Annotated in this window: 16 protein-coding genes; 2 read left to right on the top strand and 14 right to left on the bottom strand. The window is 51.3% G+C overall.

Features of this window, described 5'->3' with window-relative positions; translation table 11 throughout:
- Positions 1–44: 44 nt before the first annotated feature.
- Together purU and AC0LWT_RS25270 are read right to left on the bottom strand one after the other, a co-directional pair.
- Positions 45–944, bottom strand: coding sequence for a formyltetrahydrofolate deformylase (purU, locus tag AC0LWT_RS25275; protein ID WP_474684042.1), 900 nt, complete (start codon positions 942–944; stop codon positions 45–47).
- Positions 945–997: 53 nt separating this feature from the next.
- A complete protein-coding gene (locus AC0LWT_RS25270) occupies positions 998–2,125 on the bottom strand; it encodes a deoxyribonuclease IV (RefSeq protein WP_474684041.1) in 1,128 nt (375 codons plus the stop codon).
- Positions 2,126–2,261: 136 nt separating this feature from the next.
- On the opposite strand from AC0LWT_RS25270, the gene AC0LWT_RS25265 reads away from it, so the two are divergent.
- Positions 2,262–2,672 (top strand): DUF2621 domain-containing protein, encoded by a 411-nt coding sequence (locus AC0LWT_RS25265; protein WP_474684116.1) that lies wholly within the window; start codon positions 2,262–2,264, stop codon positions 2,670–2,672.
- Positions 2,673–3,397: 725 nt separating this feature from the next.
- Here the strand turns inward: AC0LWT_RS25265 and AC0LWT_RS25260 are convergent.
- Positions 3,398–3,742: a hypothetical protein gene (locus AC0LWT_RS25260; RefSeq protein ID WP_474684040.1), complete on the bottom strand. Its 345-nt coding sequence runs from the start codon at positions 3,740–3,742 to the stop codon at positions 3,398–3,400.
- Positions 3,743–5,059: 1,317 nt separating this feature from the next.
- Here AC0LWT_RS25260 and AC0LWT_RS25255 point away from each other — a divergent pair.
- Complete coding sequence (locus AC0LWT_RS25255) at positions 5,060–6,718, top strand: right-handed parallel beta-helix repeat-containing protein (RefSeq protein ID WP_474684039.1); 1,659 nt, start codon at positions 5,060–5,062, stop codon at positions 6,716–6,718.
- Positions 6,719–6,892: 174 nt separating this feature from the next.
- Here AC0LWT_RS25255 and AC0LWT_RS25250 read toward each other — a convergent pair whose 3' ends face one another.
- The 11 genes from AC0LWT_RS25250 to AC0LWT_RS25200 form a co-directional block, all read right to left on the bottom strand.
- Entirely contained in the window at positions 6,893–7,108 is a 216-nt protein-coding gene (locus tag AC0LWT_RS25250; protein ID WP_474684038.1) for a hypothetical protein, read from the bottom strand.
- 88 nt (positions 7,109–7,196) lie between these two features.
- Positions 7,197–7,730 (bottom strand): VanZ family protein, encoded by a 534-nt coding sequence (locus AC0LWT_RS25245; RefSeq protein ID WP_474684037.1) that lies wholly within the window; start codon positions 7,728–7,730, stop codon positions 7,197–7,199.
- 30 nt (positions 7,731–7,760) lie between these two features.
- Complete coding sequence (locus AC0LWT_RS25240) at positions 7,761–8,522, bottom strand: SGNH/GDSL hydrolase family protein (RefSeq protein WP_474684036.1); 762 nt, start codon at positions 8,520–8,522, stop codon at positions 7,761–7,763.
- Positions 8,523–8,618: 96 nt separating this feature from the next.
- Entirely contained in the window at positions 8,619–9,995 is a 1,377-nt protein-coding gene (locus AC0LWT_RS25235; RefSeq protein WP_474684035.1) for a sugar phosphate nucleotidyltransferase, read from the bottom strand.
- A complete protein-coding gene (locus AC0LWT_RS25230) occupies positions 9,995–11,107 on the bottom strand; it encodes a glycosyltransferase (RefSeq protein ID WP_474684034.1) in 1,113 nt (370 codons plus the stop codon). The genes AC0LWT_RS25235 and AC0LWT_RS25230 overlap by 1 nt, the downstream gene beginning before the upstream one ends.
- Before the next feature lie 47 nt (positions 11,108–11,154).
- Positions 11,155–12,984 (bottom strand): right-handed parallel beta-helix repeat-containing protein, encoded by a 1,830-nt coding sequence (locus AC0LWT_RS25225; protein WP_474684033.1) that lies wholly within the window; start codon positions 12,982–12,984, stop codon positions 11,155–11,157.
- Between the two features lie 24 nt (positions 12,985–13,008).
- Complete coding sequence (locus tag AC0LWT_RS25220; RefSeq protein WP_474684032.1) at positions 13,009–14,238, bottom strand: glycosyltransferase family 4 protein; 1,230 nt, start codon at positions 14,236–14,238, stop codon at positions 13,009–13,011.
- A 3-nt stretch (positions 14,239–14,241) separates the two neighbouring features.
- The gene (locus AC0LWT_RS25215; RefSeq protein ID WP_474684031.1) at positions 14,242–14,802 is read right to left on the bottom strand and encodes a WcaF family extracellular polysaccharide biosynthesis acetyltransferase; all 561 of its coding nucleotides are present in this window, start codon (positions 14,800–14,802) and stop codon (positions 14,242–14,244) included.
- The gene (locus AC0LWT_RS25210) at positions 14,799–15,932 is read right to left on the bottom strand and encodes a glycosyltransferase (RefSeq protein ID WP_474684030.1); all 1,134 of its coding nucleotides are present in this window, start codon (positions 15,930–15,932) and stop codon (positions 14,799–14,801) included. The genes AC0LWT_RS25215 and AC0LWT_RS25210 overlap by 4 nt, the downstream gene beginning before the upstream one ends.
- Before the next feature lie 61 nt (positions 15,933–15,993).
- The gene (locus AC0LWT_RS25205; RefSeq protein WP_474684029.1) at positions 15,994–17,088 is read right to left on the bottom strand and encodes a glycosyltransferase family protein; all 1,095 of its coding nucleotides are present in this window, start codon (positions 17,086–17,088) and stop codon (positions 15,994–15,996) included.
- A 10-nt stretch (positions 17,089–17,098) separates the two neighbouring features.
- A complete protein-coding gene (locus tag AC0LWT_RS25200; RefSeq protein ID WP_474684028.1) occupies positions 17,099–18,454 on the bottom strand; it encodes an O-antigen ligase family protein in 1,356 nt (451 codons plus the stop codon).
- Positions 18,455–18,456 lie beyond the last annotated feature (2 nt).

Raw genomic sequence — 18,456 nt, 5'->3', positions numbered from 1 at the left:
TCGCGCCGGGATCAGCCTCTTTTTGTGGCTGGAAAAATAGATATTTAGGAGAACACGACCGTTTTGTTGTTGTGCACGATGATGCGGTCTTCGACATGCCAAGCGACGGCTCTGGCCAAAACGCTGCGCTCGATCTGGCGACCGATTCTTTTCAGATCCTCCACGTTGTCGCGGTGGCTGACGCGCTGGACGTCCTGCTCGATGATCGGTCCGCCATCGAGTTCCTCCGTCACGTAGTGCGCCGTCGCCCCGATAATTTTCACGCCGCGGTTATGCGCGCGATCGTACGGCTTGCCGCCGATAAACGCCGGAAGGAACGAATGGTGGATATTGATGATTCTGTCGGCGTAATGCCGGATAAAGGACGGCGAGATAATCTGCATATATCTGGCCAAAATAATCGCGTCCACATTGTCGCCAAGCACGGAAAGCTGCTGCTCTTCGGCCTGCTGCTTCGTGTCGGCGGTCACCGGGATGTGGTGGAACGGAATGCCAAACGATTCCACCGTAGCTTTCGTATCCGGGTGGTTGCTGACCACCATCGCAATCTCGACGTCGAGATCGCCCGAACGCCAATGCCACAGCAGCTCAAGCAGACAGTGGTCCTCCTTCGAGACGAAAATGGCGATGCGCTTCTTTCTGCTCGCCAAGCTCAAATTCCAATCCATTTGAAACTTGTCGGCCACCGCGGCAAAATCCTGCCGAAAGCCGCCGATTTTCCGCTCGATCTCCGGAAGGTCGAATTCGATCCGGATAAAGAACAGCCCGCCTTCCGGGTCCATCGTATATTGATCCGATTGCACGATGTTTGCGCCGTGCTCGAACAAAAACTGCGATACCGCAGCCACGATGCCCGGCTGATCCGGACAAGAGATAAGCATCCTGGCCCGATTGTTTTGTTCTGCTGCTGGTTTTGTCAAGGAATTGCCTGTTACCCGTTCCATCTTATCCTCCTCAAGTAAAAGCGACGCTTGTGCTGTGTTGTTTGCGGCTTGGATTAAGCTTGCTTCAGCGCCTCTTTGCCGGCCAGCCAAACAGTCAGCCTTTGGTTGATTTGTTCTTCGCTGAGTTCAGGGAATAACCCCTCCTCATGAAGCAAATCGTACAAGCGTTCCATCGGCTCGCGGCCGTCCGCTTTTTTCGCTTTGGCATCCGTTTTGAGCAGATCCCATGTTTTTAAAATATAGTCGCGGTGATGAATGTCTTTCTTCGTCAGCAAATGATCGATGCGCTCCACATGATCCAGGAACTCGCCCCCGAAACGCCCGCTCAAATTGCCTGACAGCAGCGCAATCTCGGCTTCGTACATCGGACGCTGCGTTTTGTCTTCCTTCCCGATCCACGGCGTCTCCAGAATCATCGGCCGTGATTTGAGCTTCTCGTGATTTACAACTCTGCTCATGGCCTCATAACCGATCCAGCCCGACCCTACAGGGGCATGGCGGTCTTTCGAAGCGCCGCGCGGATTTTTGCTGTCGTTCAAATGAATAACCGCAATGCGGTCCAGACCGACGGTGCGGTCAAATTGCTCCAAAACCCCGTCCAGATCGTTGATGATATCGTATCCGGCATCGTGCACGTGGCAGGTGTCCAGACATACGGTCAGACGGCCGTTATCCTGCACCTTTTCGATAATTGCGGCAATTTCCTCAAAGCTTCTGCCGATTTCCGAGCCTTTGCCCGCCATCGTCTCCAAAGCGATATTCACTTTCGTCTCTTTGGTTCCTTCAAGAACCATGTTCAACCCTTCCGCAATGCGGTTTATGCCGTATTCGGCATCCTTGTCCGTATAAGCGCCGGGGTGCAGAACGATATTGCGCACTCCCAAATAGTCGGTTCTGCGGATTTCTTCCTGCAGGAAATTCACCGCGAGATCAAAAGTATCTTCTTTATATGATCCCAAATTGATGATGTACGGAGCGTGCACGATGATTTCGTCAATCCCGTGCTTGTCCATCAATGCCTTGCCCTCTTCGATGTATTGCGATTCTATCGGCTTGCGCCGTGTATTTTGCGGTGCACCCGTGTAAATCATAAATGTGGAAGAACCGTAGGTAACGGCTTCCTCAGCGGCATTCAGCAGTCCTTTATCCGAGAACGAAACGTGCGACCCGATTTTCGGCATGTTTCTTGCTCCTTTGCTTTTGGTTAGTTCTTGTCTATTTTACTAAGAAAGTCGCAAGAAATCTAGAAATGATATATAATTTATATGGCTACGACTCGTAACAGAGGTGAAAAGTATCGTGAACAACTCCGCGTTTATGTGGTTTATTATTTTCTGGGTATTCGTTCTGCTGTTTTTCATGTCGGTGGGCGGGTATTTCATGTTCCGCAAGTTTTTGAAGGTGCTGCCCAAAGAAGACGGCAAATCCAAGCTCGACTGGCAAAATCATTACGTCGAATCTTCCCGCCACCTGTGGACCGACGATTCGAAAGCGTTCCTCGACCAACTGGTCTCCCCTGTGCCCACGGCGTTCCGCGATATCGCCAAGCATTCCATCGCCGCCAAGATCGGCGAAGTCGCTTTGGAGGAGCAAGCCAAGGAAGTGACGCGCGACCACTGCATCAAAGGATACATATTGGCAACTCCTCGCAGAGATTACCGGAGCCTGACCAACTTCCTGGATAAACATCAGATCGACTATAGCGCATACAAGCATCTGTTGAATTAAGCGCAAAAAGCTGCTCCCCGTCAAGCCTGAATCGGCTTCAGGGAGCAGCTTTTTGCGCCGGTACTAGCTGTCCAGGGCCATCTGCAGCTATATTTATAGGGTCGCGTGTAATCAACTCCGCGCTTTCTTAATAACAACTCGGAAAAGTCATGACCAGAGAACATACGACCAAGCCTCCCAAGATGCGGCTTCAGATCAAAGTCACTCACTGTTGCTGTTCTGCTTCCAGCGCCTCCTCATCCGTATCCCGTGTCAACACGCTTAGCAAAGGCAAAAACAAAATGTCCTCTGTATAAGGAAACACAACTGGGCATATTAGATCGAAAGCAGGCCCACTAGCAAAAAACTTTATAAAAACGAAAAAAGCCCCGTTTTCACAGAAGCTTTTCTCAACACGTGATTTCACCTTGCGGTGAATAAACATATATGCAATTGAATCCATTATTCCTATTATTAATGCTATATCACGTATGTACTGCATACGCAACATATATCTACATAATCTAGAGCTTTGAAAGATCAACACCAGCTGCTGCGGCTGCTTCTTGAATCATTGCTTCTACTCCACTTTGCTCTGAAAGGCTCTTAAGTAGTTGGATCAGCCTGTCAGCCTGTAAATTTCTACTATAGCTCGGAAACAAATTCAGCACATAGTCCTCTAATTCACTCAAAAGTAAAGGAATGGTTATCGAGCCCATATTATTGGTTACACGTTTTTTATCAACCTAGCGAAAGTTTCTCATTTGAATTCCAGTGTTTACTTGAAACCCGTCAGCTGGTGTTGCATCAATAACATTGGGGTATCCTCGACCGTATTTTTTCGAGCTACAAGGAGCAACTAAAATACTATTAAAATCAATGATGAGCACGACACATGGATGCTCAAACTGAGGTTCATGACCAAAATTTGTAGCGCCAAGATCCGCCATTAAGATTGTACCGGGAGCATAGTAAGTTGTCCTATCCCCATGTGCAAGGCTTTTCAACCATCGTTCATGAAAAAGAATCCAATGGCCTAAATCATGCACCGAAAGATTAGGAACATGATCAATTAGATTCCATATTTTCAACTTATACTGATCAAAAACAAATGCATTATCCTTACCTGTAACGCTTTTTACAATTGAACTCTTAGTTTCACGTTTAATACTTCGATTATCAATTGTAAACAGAAAAACTTACCTCCATACTAATTGCTTGATCAATATCCCCTAGTTAGCATAGCATACAATATTCCTTTTTTTAACTATTCAGGATTTTAGATGGAAAGGAAAGCTTGAAATTTTCATCCCTTCAGCGCAGTTCCGAAAGCTGAGGAGACCCCGCTTTCGTGGCGGGAGGCATCTCTTACGCATAAACCGGTTGTCCACAGAAAGCCTGCGAAAGTGCGGCTTTTTGCTCCTCCCCGATCCGCATGCCTTGAAATGTTCCTGCAAATCTGCAGGCTTCTCCGCTCATGCGCGGGGCCCAGTCGGGCTCAGTTCCATTTGCTCAGGAATTCCTGCACAACAATCACAGGCTTTTCCTCCAACAAGTCGGTTTCCTCGAAACAGCCTGCACTTTCCAGGCTGCTTGAGAAAGTCACACGCCGGAGCCAGCAGCACATCTGCCAGGTAACGCGCAGAAAACCGAGTCAGACTGTTAATACTCTCACGCTGGAAGGTCACACATTTACTTGGAAACGAGTAAAAACCTGCAAAAGTGCAGTTTTTTGCTCGTCGATACGCTGTCAGCGAAAAATTCCTGCAATTGTGCAGGCTTTTTGCCGGACACACGGCCTCCGATTCATTTTCGTCGAAAATTCCTGCACTTTCGCAGGCTTTTTGCCAAAATGGACCATATTAACAGGAAAAGCCTGCACTTTTGCAGGTTTTTCCCCGGCCTGGTCTGCCAAGCAGCCTCGTACCACCTTCTGTACAGCGCCGCAACCCAAGCCGCCTCACGCCCCCGCTGTACAGCGCCGCAACGAGCGACGGGAAAGGACTGCGCCGCCAGCGGAGCGCGCTTCCCGCCCGACAATGCCGCTTCACACGATGATCGGAGNAACCCAAGCCGCCTCACGCCCCCGCTGTACAGCGCCGCAACGAGCGACGGGAAAGGACTGCGCCGCCAGCGGAGCGCGCTTCCCGCCCGACAATGCCGCTTCACACGATGATCGGAGCATCAGGCGGCCAGCTGCGGCTTTTTTTCGCGAAAAAAAGCCTTTTATGTCGACAATTCATTCCATTATATTCAAGAATCTGTTAATCTATAAGTAGAAGATTCGCAGATTCATAGACGGTTTTGGCCGATTTCCAATAATTTCCGACGTTTTTGACATACTAACAAGGAGGACTTGAAATTATACAATTTACGGCAGCAAGCATACAGCACAAAGGAGAATGATAATGAAACGTTTCTTCATCCCGCTCACTTGCTTTGCTCTTTTATGGAGCTTAGGACCTCACCCCTCGAACGCAGCAATCCCCGCATCCGCAGAAGAAATCCAATCCACATTCAATGTAAAAGACGCCAAATTCGGAGCAGTCGGCAACGGGGTGGCCGATGACAGTCTCGCTATTCAAAAAGCACTCGATCTAGCCAAGGACTCCGGCGGCGGCACGGTCTTTTTTCCCAAAGGTACATACAGAACGACCAGAAATCTGTACGTTTACAAAAATACGAATCTCGTCGGGTATTCGGCCAAAATTTCAAAAGCGGACGGCGGGCTCGGGTACACCGTGATCATGATCATGGCGAAGCAAAGCGACATTACTATTGAAGGACTTTGGCTGGAAAATTTGAGCAAGTCGGACAGCATGATGATCGATATTGCGGACGGCTCGTCCAATATTCAGGTGCGCGGCAATTCGTTTACCGGGCCTAATTCGCAGGCCGTCAATATGAACGCCGCGGATATCAAGCAGGTGCTCGTATCGGACAACCGGTTCGAGGAAGTGGCCTACGGGGTTCTGACCAACCGGAACGCCAGCAATTTGCGGGATTTGCGCATCGTCCAAAATGTGTTCGCGAACGTGTACGCCGATGCGATCGAGATCAACCATCCCGGCGGGCCGGAGACGGCGAAAGCCAGCAACATCGTCATCGCCAACAACCATATTTCGGTGCCGCCGGAATATGGGAACGCGCCGACGAGCGGCTTCGGAATCGGCATCGCAGGCGCCTCGGACGTGACCATCAGCGGCAATACCATCGAGAATGTCCGCTATGAAGGCATTCATATCGAGGATAATTCGAAATACATTACGATTACCGGGAATATTATCAACGGCGTGAAGAGCAACCCCGATAACGGGCTCAATTCCGGCATCTACGTCATCGACGGCGACTACATTACGATTACCGGCAACTCGATCAGCGATGCTGCGGACTACGGTATTCATCTGGAGATCGACCCGAACAATACCGCTTCCAACACGACGATTACCGGCAATACGGTAACGAAGAACGGCGCGGGCGGCATGAAAATTGTCGCCGAAGGGAAGGCGAACCTGGTCGTTTCGGAGAATGTGGTGACGGATAATGCGGGGCACGGCATCGTGGTCGGGGGCAAGCAGGATAATTTGCGCATGACGAACAACACAACGAGAAACAATGCAGGATACGGGTTGTACCTGTATTCTTCAGGCAGCGGCTGGATGATTTCCGGCAACTCTTTTTACGATAATAAAACGGGGGATATCGGTTACAGTAATTCCTATACCGTGCCCGTCAACATCAGGGATAACGGAACAATCATCCAGGCCAAAGTGAATTCAGGCTACACGCCCTGGATGAACACATTCACCCTGGGGCTTTCCGCGGAAGGCGTATTGTCCGTCGTCACGCAGTTCAGCGGCATCCGCACGAGCCAGATGTATAAAATCAGCTGGAACGGCTCCGCCCTGACCGCTGTGAAGCTTGGCGGCGAACAGTACGGCAACATTGAAGTGCTGTCCCCGCGCATGAACGGCAAACAGCTTCAGGTGCAGAGCAAGCTGAACGCTCCCGACGGCACGGCGATCCATTTTGACGTTCAATTTGACGGCATGATTCTTTTTAAATAAACAAGCCCGCGGCTGTTTCCCGGCAGTATGCAGTCGACCGACCGCCGTCATGCAGCGCAGCCTCGCGCTCCGGGACTTTGCGAGGTGCGAAAGCAGGTGCCGGAGACGGCCTTGCCGTCCGCTCCCGATGAGAGCGTTTCCATTTCAAAAGTAAAAAAAGCTGATCCATCGCCCTTACGCCAAGAGCGGCAGATCAACTGTATAACCCATGAAGCCGGGTGTCGAATCCATCAGCATGCTTTCTTTCTTGCATTCTTTATGAGCGCATGATTTGCACTGAGCGAGCGGAATTTTCACTTTATAATAACCGGTTTTAAACACACGCTCGGCGTGATATTTAGAAACAATTGTGTTGCACCCCACACAATAGACAGTTTCAAATGCATCCACACCCATTCCCTCCTCGATTTGTTAAATATTGTCGCACATTGTTACATAATGTATTCATCAACCATTATATGTTACAATATGTAACAAATCAAGAGGTTATTCCTTTTTTTGCCCGAAATCTTCTGCGGATCGCTAAAAAAGCAAGCGTCAGCGAGCTGCCGATCAGCGCGCCCACACCATCGATGACGATATCTCCTACCTTCGGGGTCCGGCTGAATACGAACCGCTGATGATATTCGTCGGTGGCCGCGAACGCCAGGCACAGAACCATCGTGACGATAAATACCAATAACGCCCGCCTTTTCAGCAGCAGATTGACAAGCAGACATACCAGGATACCAAAACATGCATATTCTACAATATGCGCCATCTTTCTGATGACGAATTCAACGAGTTCCGTTACCCCGTTCTGCTTCACGTTAATAGTCGTGCCTTCGTAAGTAAACTTGACATCGGCGAAATAATGAGTCCACTCACTAGGGATCCGCGTTTTAAGCCATGGCCTTAAGTTTTGCTGGTCGTAAGACTGCGACGAAAATACAAAGATCGTCCCCATCCATGCCATCATGAAAATGGCAATCAAGAACAATTTTCCTTTGCTCTTTCCGGCGTCCGTTTTCATTGAATCAACCCGCTTTATTCTATAATTTTTTTATTTAGCAGCTTTTTGAATGATCTTTTTCCCCAATTCCTCCTTCATGATTTCAAACCACAGCTTGTAGCCGGCCTCGGTCGGATGCACGCCGTCCTTGTTCAGCACTTCTGTCAGGTCGGCATTGCGGGATTTGAATCCCGTGTAAATATCGATGAATAGCCAGCCTTTCCCGGCGGCCAGCTCCCTCGTCTTGGTCACGTAATTCTCATACGTGAGTCCTTCCGAATTTTGACCCGTATCGGCTCTCGGATTGGGAGACAGCAGAATGATCAGCGCATCCGGCAAATCCTTATGGAGCGCGTCGACGACAGATGAAATATTGTCGAGCGTTCTTTCGATCGGCACCGCTTGTCCGAAGTCGTTAATAAGGCACGTTTCAAAAATGACGACGTCCGGCTTTTGCGAGACGATCGTGTCCACCTTGCTTTTGATCAGGTCGGTGCTGTAGCCGCTAAATCCGTTGTTCGTGAGCGTAACGTTCATTTTGCCGTCCAGGTCTTTCAAATAGTCCCGCAGCATCGAGCTCCAGCTTTTGTCGACATGGCTCACGCCCGCGCCCGCCGTTACGCTGCTGCCGAGCGTGGATATGTTGACGCTGCCTTTCATCACATGAATATCGCGGATGACATCAATCATGGACATCGGCTGCCAATCGTCCACTGCTTTTTTGATTTGATTTTCATGCAAATACCAATTGCTTCCCAACAAGATCGATACGGTTACGATAAACAACAGTCCTGCTGCTTTGAGCTTGATCACAATCTCCTCCTTACGAATCCCCAAAAAGCCCTTAAACGAAAACGGGACCTGCAGACGAGCGCGGTTCAGCGGCTCATCTACAGATCCCGGATTCGTCTATCTGACGACAAATTCAACAATTTCTTCCCAATCGGTGTAAAGCCGAATGTTATCCTCTTCAATCAGTTCGCTGCCCGTCTGCACTTCGATGAATTCCAGATCGGTAATAGCCCGGATCGCGTGCCTGGCCCGCATCGGAATCTGAATCACGTCACCGGCCTTGACGTCGATAAGCTTGTCGTTCAGAATCAGCTCGCCTTCCCCGGCTATGATCGTCCAAGCCTCGTAGCGCTTGTGATGCAGCTGGTAGCTGGAATTTTTACCGGCCTGGATAAAAATTTTCTTCGTCAGCACCTGGCTTCCGTCGTTCAAAATGCCGGAGTCCAGCACCCGGTACCAGCCCCAGCGCCGTTCCTCGTACATCGGACGTTGGTCGGAATTTTTCATTATGTCCTTAATTCGGGGGCTCGACGATTTCTCGGCGACGAGAATGCCGTCCGCGCTCGTAGCCACGACAACGTTGGACAAGCCGATGACAGTCACCGGAATTTCCAGCTCATTCAAAACGTGCGTATTATGGGAGTCGTCGCTAATAATGCCTTTGCCCATCAAATTGCCGCTGACTTCCTCCGTCAACGTGTTCCACGTGCCCAGGTCCTTCCAGTAACCTTCGTAAGGAAGCACGAAAATGCGCTCCGCTTTTTCGACTACCTCGTAGTCGAAGCTGATTTTGTTCAGCTTAGGGTACTGTTTCGCCAATTCCTCGTACCGGATCGGCAATCCCTTCTCAATCAGCAGATTCATCACATAATCCAGCTTGAAAGCAAAAACCCCGCAATTCCAGAGCGCGCCTTGCTCAATGAGCCGCTGCGCCTGATCTTCGCGGGGTTTTTCTCTGAAGTTGCTGACCTGCCTGTAGTCCGCATGACCGGCTGCGCCGGTTGGCTCGGCGGGAACGATGTATCCGTACTTTTCGGACGGATACGTCGGCTTCACACCGATCAGCGCGATATCCGCCGATGCCTCGTGCACGGCTTGCTCCAGATCCTTCAGCCGGACGAAGAAGTCGTCTTCGACGTAAGGATCCACCGGCAGCACAGTAACGACTTCGCTGAGGCTGACGCCGACGATCGAGTACAAATACGTCGCTGCAAGAGCGATCGCCGGGAACGTATCCCTACGTTCCGGCTCGATAATAATCGGCGCGTCCACGCCCAGCTGGCTGTAGATCATATCCAGCTGGCCCTTGCCGGTAGCGACGTGCGCGGAGCCGGATAAGCCGACTTTCGCGACCTGGCTCCAGACGCGCTGAACCATCGATTCCAGGCCGCCCGCTTCACTGCGCAGCACCTTCAAAAATTGCTTGGAACGCGCGTCGTTGGACAGCGGCCAGAGACGTTTTCCCGAACCTCCGGATAACAGCACTAATTGCATTAGCCCACATCCTTTTCCGATTGATTGGCATATATAATTTCCAGTATGGCATCTATGATGCTCGCGGCCGAATCGCCATGCCGGCGAACGCTCGGCAGCCTGCTTGCCATGGCGGCGATCGCCGCGGCGTCCAGCCGCAAATCCGCCAGCTGCTCCCAGCGGATCATTTCGCCCAGCTTTTGTTCCACCACGAATTGCGAAGTGTTGCGATCCTCTTCCAGCGCATTTCTTTCCACAATAAGCAGCGGCTTGCGGTTCATCGCGGCTTCGCCGACCGTGGCCCAACCGGCCTTGGTGATGATCAGGTCGGCGGCCGCGACATAATGCTGCGTTTCCGTGCTGCCGGAAGGGATGACGGCGACGTTGGGATGATCGACCGGATGGCTGCCCGAGACGAGAAAGCTCACTGCCTCGTTATCCCACAGCTTCCAGGAGCGGACCGATTCCAGCCGGGTTTTCATGCCGAAGCCTACGTACACAAGCGGCTTGGCGCTCACGGGCTTTACCGCCGCGGTCACTTTCGCCAGCTCGGCCGCATCGATTTCCCGGCTGACCAGCCCGAAAGTCCGCCTGCCGCGCCGGCCCCATGGCGGCTCATGGCTTGCGGCCAGCTCGAAAAAATAGTCCATTTTGCGGTAAGCTTGCTGCAGGAATGCCAGTTTATCCGGCGGCAGCAAGTTGCGGTAAGCGGTAAGCCACGTAAAATTGGATATCCCGATGCTCGGTATGCCCAGTTGGTCTGCGCTTTCGAACGGCAGCGGGGAAATGTCCGACAGAACAAGGCCGACCCCGGCTTCCCGCAGAAACCGCGTCTCTTCGCGGATCCATTCCGGCGCGTCCTTCACAAACTCGTCGAATTGACCGTTCATTCGGCTAATATCCGGCTCCAGCGAATCCCGCCGCAACATGTAGCCCATGTCGGTCGCTACCCGCCGCAGTTGTACTTGCGGCCAGCTTGCCAGCGACTGCCCGACAAAATCCAGCGCATAAGAGGTGCAGATCACGACGCTGGAGTCGGGAAACCGTTCCAGCCATTTGCGGATGACCGCAATGCTGCGCGATGCGTGGCCGAAGCCGTAATCCGATATGTAATAGGCCATTGTGATCTTCATGCCGGACCGCCTCCTTTCCCTGGGCAAGCTGCGCCCCCCGCTCCGGGTTATTTCATTCTCAAATGCTGGTACGTGAACTCCAGACCGGCCTGGCTTTTAATTTTCGCGGCCTTGTCGTTCGCATCGACGGATTCGATGTTGTCGTTTTTATCGACAACGTTGTTCGAGCCTGCATTCGTCATCATTTTGGAATTCGTAAAGTTGCCCGTCACGGTATTGTCGCGAACCGACTTTGCCCATATTTGCAGCCAGCTCGGCACATTCATGACGACGTTATCGGTGATCGTAAAATAGGCGCTGCCTTCATCGGGATAAATCGCTCCGCCTTTATGCACCTGCTTGTCGATGAAGTTGCCTTTGATCGTGGAATTGGGCTGCGACCCTTGCGTATAAATCGCCCCGCCGTCATAGAGCGTCTTCATCACGTCGGTGATCAGGTTATTTTCAATTCTGTTGTCCTTGCTGTACGTCGGGTCGACTTTTCCCCAGCCCCAGCCCAGCGATATCGCGGAATAAGGAAGATCGGTCAGCTCATTGTTCCGAATGACCATATTTTGCGTGTAGCTTCCGAAGATCCCTACCGATGAGCGGTAATCTTTGCCGATCGCCCGAATGTAGTTGTTGGACACTTCGATGTCCTTAATGATTTTGCGCGGATCGTCCGGGTTGAAGTTATCCTTGTTGTTCCGGTCCGGCTCTCCGACTTGAATGCCGCTGCCGGAAATGTCGGTGAACACGTTGCCTTTGATGCGCACGCTTTGGCTGCCCTCGGTCAGATTGATGCCGGCGCCGCCCAGCTTTTCGAATCTGCAGTCTTCAATGGCGATATTTTCCGCCATTTGGGCGTCGAAGCTCGCCTGGATCAGCGTTTCCTTGTGGTACTGCAGCCCATCCACTTTCTCTTTAATAATATTGGCCTGCGCGTCCGGGAGACCGGTCAGGCTCGGTTGATACCATGTCGTATAGGCAAAAGTAAGCCCTTCGAAGCCGATGTGATGGACGGGCGCTTCCGGCGTGCCCTTCAAGTCGACCAGCGTCTCCACGACGGGAACGATCGCCTTCGCGGCGCTCATATCTTCGCCGGCCAAGGGCTTATAAAACAAATCGCCGCTCGTGCGGTCCAGGTACCACTCGCCTTCCTGGTTAATCAGCTCATACGCGTTCTCCAGGTACCATGGCACCGACAATTCCGGCAGCCCTTTATTGGTCAAATTGTACCAGCCCGGCTGCTGCATTTTGATAATAGCTTTGCCGTCGACCACCTCGATAGAGTCGATCAGCCCCCGGGAGTTGGTCCACACGTCTAGGAAAACAAGCTCCATGTCCTTGACGTTTTTCCACTCGGCGAGCTTGACAGCGGTGGTGGAGAAGCCGTCGCTCAGCTTCTTCGCCTCTGGCAAGGGGGTCTCGCTGATCGCCCGCTTGGCGCGCGTGCCGTTAACGAACAGCTGGCGCGATTTCAGGTCGCCGACGTGAGCCTTATAAATATTTTTTTGCGGATCGTGCATCGTCCAGCCGGATACAGGCGTGCCGCCGCTGATCGTTACTTTCTCGTCCTGATAAGCCTTGAAGATGACGGAATGACCGTTCGAGCCCGAGTCTCTGGAATCGAATTCCAGCGTATTCGCAAGCGAATAGGTGCCTCCGCGCAGATAGACGACAATATCGGACTGCATATTCCCGTTTACCTTCCGCACACTTTCCTGCGCTTTTTCTATCGTCTTGAACGGTTTGGACAAAGTGCCTTTATTGTTGTCGTTCCCGTCCGTTGACACATAAAATACGCGCGTGCTGTCGCCGGCTTGAAAATCGCCGCAGCCCGGAAGCACGGTCAATAGGACAGGTAAGAGAATACAACCGTAGAGCTTGCCTTTCATAGTGGACGCTCTCCTTCGTCGTTGTTATACGGTCACAAGCAAAGATTTGTATTTGGTTATGGAAATTTCTTTCTTCAAATGCCGTTCCAGATAGCTTCGCCCCTGCAAACCCATCTCGAGCAGCTGCTGCCGCTCCATCTTATGCATCGCTGCGATGGCCTCGATGATGCCGTTGTAATCATTCGGCTCCACAACGATGCCCGAGGAGCTCTCCTCGATCAGCCGCTGCGCTTCGCTTCCCTGCTCCAATACGCCGATCACCGGTTTTCCCGCAGCCATGACGCCGTAAATTTTGCTCGGCACCGACACGCCCTTGATGCCCTTTTGATTGACGACCAGGTGGGCGTCAGCCGCATTCAAGGAGTATTTGATAAACTCTTTGGACTGAAAAGGCAGAAAATGCACATTCCCGATGCTGTTGTCCTCGACAAACTGCTGCATGCTCTTTTTGACGGCTCCCTCTCCTATAAAAACAAAGGAAAGCTGCGGCTCATCCTTGAACGCCTCGGTGACCCGGATCATATTCTCAAGATCGTAATACAAGCCGAGATTCCCGGAATACATCACAATGAACTGATTTTGCAGCCGGTGCTCTTCCAGGAAACGCCTGACGTGCGGATGCTCCTTGCCAAGCGGGATAATGTCTTTCTCGTCCGTCCAGTTGTTGATGACGCTGCTTTTCGGCACGTTATGCCCGCGGAACCGGCGGGACAGCGTCTCCTGCATATCTTTGCCGACGACGACGATATGGTCCGATTTTTTGCAGTTCCAGTTGTCGATCCGCCTCGCGATGTCGAACACCCATTTTTTGTCCGTGTAGCTGACGGCCTCGGCCTGCTCGGGATTGAAATCCTGAATGTTGTACACGTGCTTGCTGCGCTTGAACAGCTTGCCGATCGTTCCGATCAGCCCCCCGAGCACCGGCGGCGAAGAGATCGTAAAGATCGTGTCGATCGTCTTGATCCTCAGCAAGGCGATGGTGGAAAGGATGAAATACGCCGTAATGAACTTCAGCCGGCTCATCTTGTTCGTCTTGATGACTTCAGGCGTTTTCACGCGGATGATCTTGATGTCTTCCAAATAGTCTTCTTCGAACAGGCGGGTTTTCTTGTCTTTGTTTTGCTCCGGCTGCACGGCCAGAACGATGATTTCAAAATCTTTTTGCAGCTCCAGGCACAGCTCCGTCAAAAGCTGCCCCGTCGAGGCAAAATCCGGATAAAAGTAATTGGCGACGAATACGATTTTTTTCTTCATTACTTACTTCCCCTCTTCAAAGCGAAATTTCAAAAATTTCGCAGGCATCCCCGCATGCACTTCATTGCGGGGTACGTTTCTGGTTACCGTGCTTCGAGCAGCTACCACAGCCTTTTCCTGAATAATAACGCCCGGATAGACGAACACGTCCGTAGCTACCCAGGCGCCGTTCTCGATATGAATCGGTTTCGTAATGAGTCCGAACTGGGGGTCCTGAATGTCGTGCGAGCCTGTGCACAAATAGCTTTTTTGCGAGATCACGCAGTGCTCGCCGATCTTGATCCGATCGAGACTGTAAAATTCCACCTGATCCCCGATCCAGGAATAGCTGCCGATCTCGACCTTCCAGGGGTACAGGAATTTGGCGGAAGCTCTGACTCTGACGCCTTGGCCGATTTTCGCGCCGAACAGGTTCAGCAGAAACCGGCGCCAGCCGTACATGTTGTGCAGGGACAGCCGGAATAGCGTACTCTGTACGAACCACCACAGCATAACGACAAGTTTGCTTCGTCCCCGGGAATACCAGTCCTGATTATATTTGTTCAGTTCGACGTTAGTTTTCATGTTCCACCCAGCATCTGATTTGTCTTGGCAATACCGCGGTACTGCTCGATATGGCTGTCAATAATCCGGATATATGTCATATAATTATCGCTCGGGGCAGCGGCATTGCTTTCGTAGTTCTGCACGGGAGTCCGTACATAGCGCTTCTTGACGAAGCTGTTGATGGAACGCATGATCGCCGATTTGCTTCGCGGATCGAAATAGACGGCATTGGAGCCGCAAACCTCTCTGGCATAAGGCAAATCCGCGGCAAGAATCGGCAGCCCGGCCTCCTGCGCCTCAAGCAGCGGCAGGCCCAAAGTCTCGGTCAAAGACGGGAAAATCAAGGCGTCCACGCTTTGGTAAGCTTTGAATATGCTTTCGTACGGAATTTTGCCGATATACCGGACATGCTCCGAGCTCTGACCGTCCAGAGTCAAATACAGGACGACTTTGCCCCCGTTCTGCGCGTTCCATTCCCGGATCGCCTCGATGAGAATGTCGTTGTTCTTGTATTTTTCACGGTTCGTCATATAGAGCAGCTTCGTCCCGGCCCGCTGAAATTCCAGATCCAGATCGCTGCCGAGCGGGTTCGTATTGTTTTCGATGCTCTGGATCGCGGGCCGCACGATATGAATGTCCTTTCGGTAGCTGTATTTGCGCTGAATCGCTTCTTTCATCCAGCTTGTTTGCACGAACACGCCGTCGACATGGGCCAGCTGCTTTTTATAGATAGAGTGCAGCATTACTTTATATTTGATAAAATTTTTCAGCTCCAGCTCGTTCGCCCGCAAATCGGAGAAAGGAATCGGCTGATGAATCAGCACGTACTGCGGAATATCCAGATTGGATAATCCGAAATTTTGCAGGGACAAATAAAAATCGAACTTGTTTTCCTTGATAAATGCAGGGAGCAAGCGGTTTTCATAGTTCCATTTGTGCAGCGGGCTTTTTTTCGGATACGGCTCATAGATCACTTTGACCTGCCCGGTTTCGAATTTGCAGAGATTTTCTTTAGCCACCAGGGCGGTTAACTCAATCCGGCTCTCGCGCAGCACATCGGATTTGCCTGCAATTTCATACAGAAAATCGTGAATGACTGAATACCCGCCTCTCGAATCCAACGCTGTGGCATTCGTTAAAATCTTCATCAAGATAACCTCCAGAACGATTCGTCTACTCCGGCTTGCTTGGGTCCCCTGGCGCGGCCTTTCAGATTGCTTGTCTGACCGGTTTATACTGCAGCTGCCCTTTGATGAAAAAGATCAGCTTGTTTTTGCTTTCCTCGTCCAGCCGGGCGATGTACGCCCTGATATGCGTCTGGTAGCCCTCCAGCAAAGCTTCCACGCTGCGGGATTCCATGAACTGCACGAACTCCCTGACGGATTGCCCGTACACGTAACCCAGATCCTCGGACCTGATGAACTGCATGCACGCCACGTCGGAAGCGATCACCGGCTTATATTTGTAAAGGGAATCGAATACGACCCCGCTCGATGTGGAATTGTAGCTGCTGCGATAAGGCAGAATAACGAATCCGGTACTGGCCAAAAGCTCGTCGTACCGCTCCTCGCTGATGTAATCGTTGATGATTTCGATGTTGTCCGTCAGCCTCGGCTTGATCGCTTCATACCTGCCGGGATCGACGAACCGTCCGGCGATGCACACTTTGTATGGCGTGCCGATGAAGCTGTCTACGACATCTTCGATATTTTTGTCGTCCCTGATTATGCCCACCGTTACAAAATCGTACTTTCTCCGGGCCGCCGTCTGCGCCGACGATTCGAAGAACAGGTAGTCCGGAATGACGATCCCGTCCTTCCGGTAGGAATTCATCGACTCCTCCAGACCGGAGATGACGCCTTTGACTTTGCGGCTGACGAGGCGGAACATGAACCGCTTCAGCTCGCTTTTATGGCTCAGATTGTCGTAGCGGATCAAATAAATGTCTTTGCCGCCGACATAGAACAGCAGGCATAAGCAGAGAGCAAATATGTCGACAGCCTGGATGATCACCTTGGACGATTCCGAGTTCAGAATGCGAAACAGATTGGCGAACAGCTTGTATAACCGCTTGATTTTGTTTACGGGCCCTTTCTGATGGTCGAGAATCGCATGTTTGAGCGGCAGCAGCGGATAGCGGCTGAGTTTGCCGACGTAGCTGGTGCTGGCCGTAACCTCTACGTGAAAATGTTCCTTTAACGTCTCCGCATACTGCGCCGCCGTTTTCCAATAGTGACCCGAAGGCTGTCCGTTCGCATCGACCAGCTGCAAGCAGTCGGCAATAAGCACCGTTTCTTTTTCCACCCTAATCATCCTATCGATAATGTAATGTTGTTTTGGCCATCACCGGGCTTTTCGCCGGCGACGGGGCTCTCAAAGCCTGCTGCGGCAACGGTTCCCTCAGCTCCAGCCCCGCTATGTACGGATGCTGCATAAGAGCCAGCCACAAATAAATCTGGATCAGCGCGAACGAATCGAACTGCACCTGCGACCATGCCAAAAGGATGAGCACCATTTTTAAATAGCTTTTCTTCGGTTGGTGAATGACGAAATACAAGAGCGGGGCAACCAGTAAAATGCCGAGCAGCCCCATTTCCGAAAGGATTCTCGTATACATGTTGTATTGATGCAGCGTCTTGTCTTTGTCCGCGTCCCGCAGTTCCTTCTGCTTGATGGAGCTCAGGTCGACAATCTCGGAATAATTTTCCCTATAACCGTAGTAATAGTTGCCCAACCCGTAACCCATCAGCGGCTTCTGTTTGAACGAATCCATCGCCACCTTCGAGAACGTGCTGCGGATGGAAAACGATTCGTCCTGGTTGATTTCCGTCGGATTTTTCAGGAATGCGCCGATTCGCCCGAAATGGTCGGCATTGATGCCGAACACGTTGATCACAAACACCAGATACAAGACGGCGTACAGGCCGGCGAGGCTGAATCCCGTAATCAGGCTAAGCTTGACGACCCGCTTCGTATACAGGAATAAAAACACCACCAGCAAAATGATGCTGTCCATGTAGTAGCGCAGCGAGAAGGAGAACAGGGAGACGACGAACAGTCCGATGACGATGCTTTTGATGACCCAGTTGAGCTGATTCGCCCTTTTCAGAGCGATGAACGCCGGGACGAGCAGCAGATTCGTATGCAAGGCGATATAGGAAGGTTCCGAAAAGGTGAAATGGATCCTTGCCGTACTCATATATCCGGTTCTGCTGACGAACAGCCCGATGAACTTGGACAGGAAGCCGGCCGGCAGCACGTAGACATAGATCACTTGCAGCACGCCTATGCCGATCGCAATTCCGTAACCGTAGATCATATACTTGAAAAGCTTGAGATAGGCGCCGGGCTCCTCATGCTTGGCGACAAATATTTTAAAGCTTAAATAAATTACTATTCCCGACATGATCGTCAAAAGCGCATCTACTAAGCCCGTATTTTCGTAGTGATAGTAAAGATTTTGGAAAAAGGTGCACAGCACGAACGTGATCATAACAAGCAGTACGTATATCTCCGAAGCTTTGTACTTCGCCCGAAACACCGAAAACAAGTTCACCATCAAATAGAGAGCGATAAAAATAAGGGATACCGGCTTGTAGCCGCCCCCGAACATGAACGGAAAATTATCTAATGGCAGTAAAAAGGCAGCTATGTAAATCAAACGGTTCATTG

This window comes from Paenibacillus sp. sgz302164 (assembly GCF_056120505.1).
This window is presented reverse-complemented; position numbering and strand designations above follow the sequence as displayed.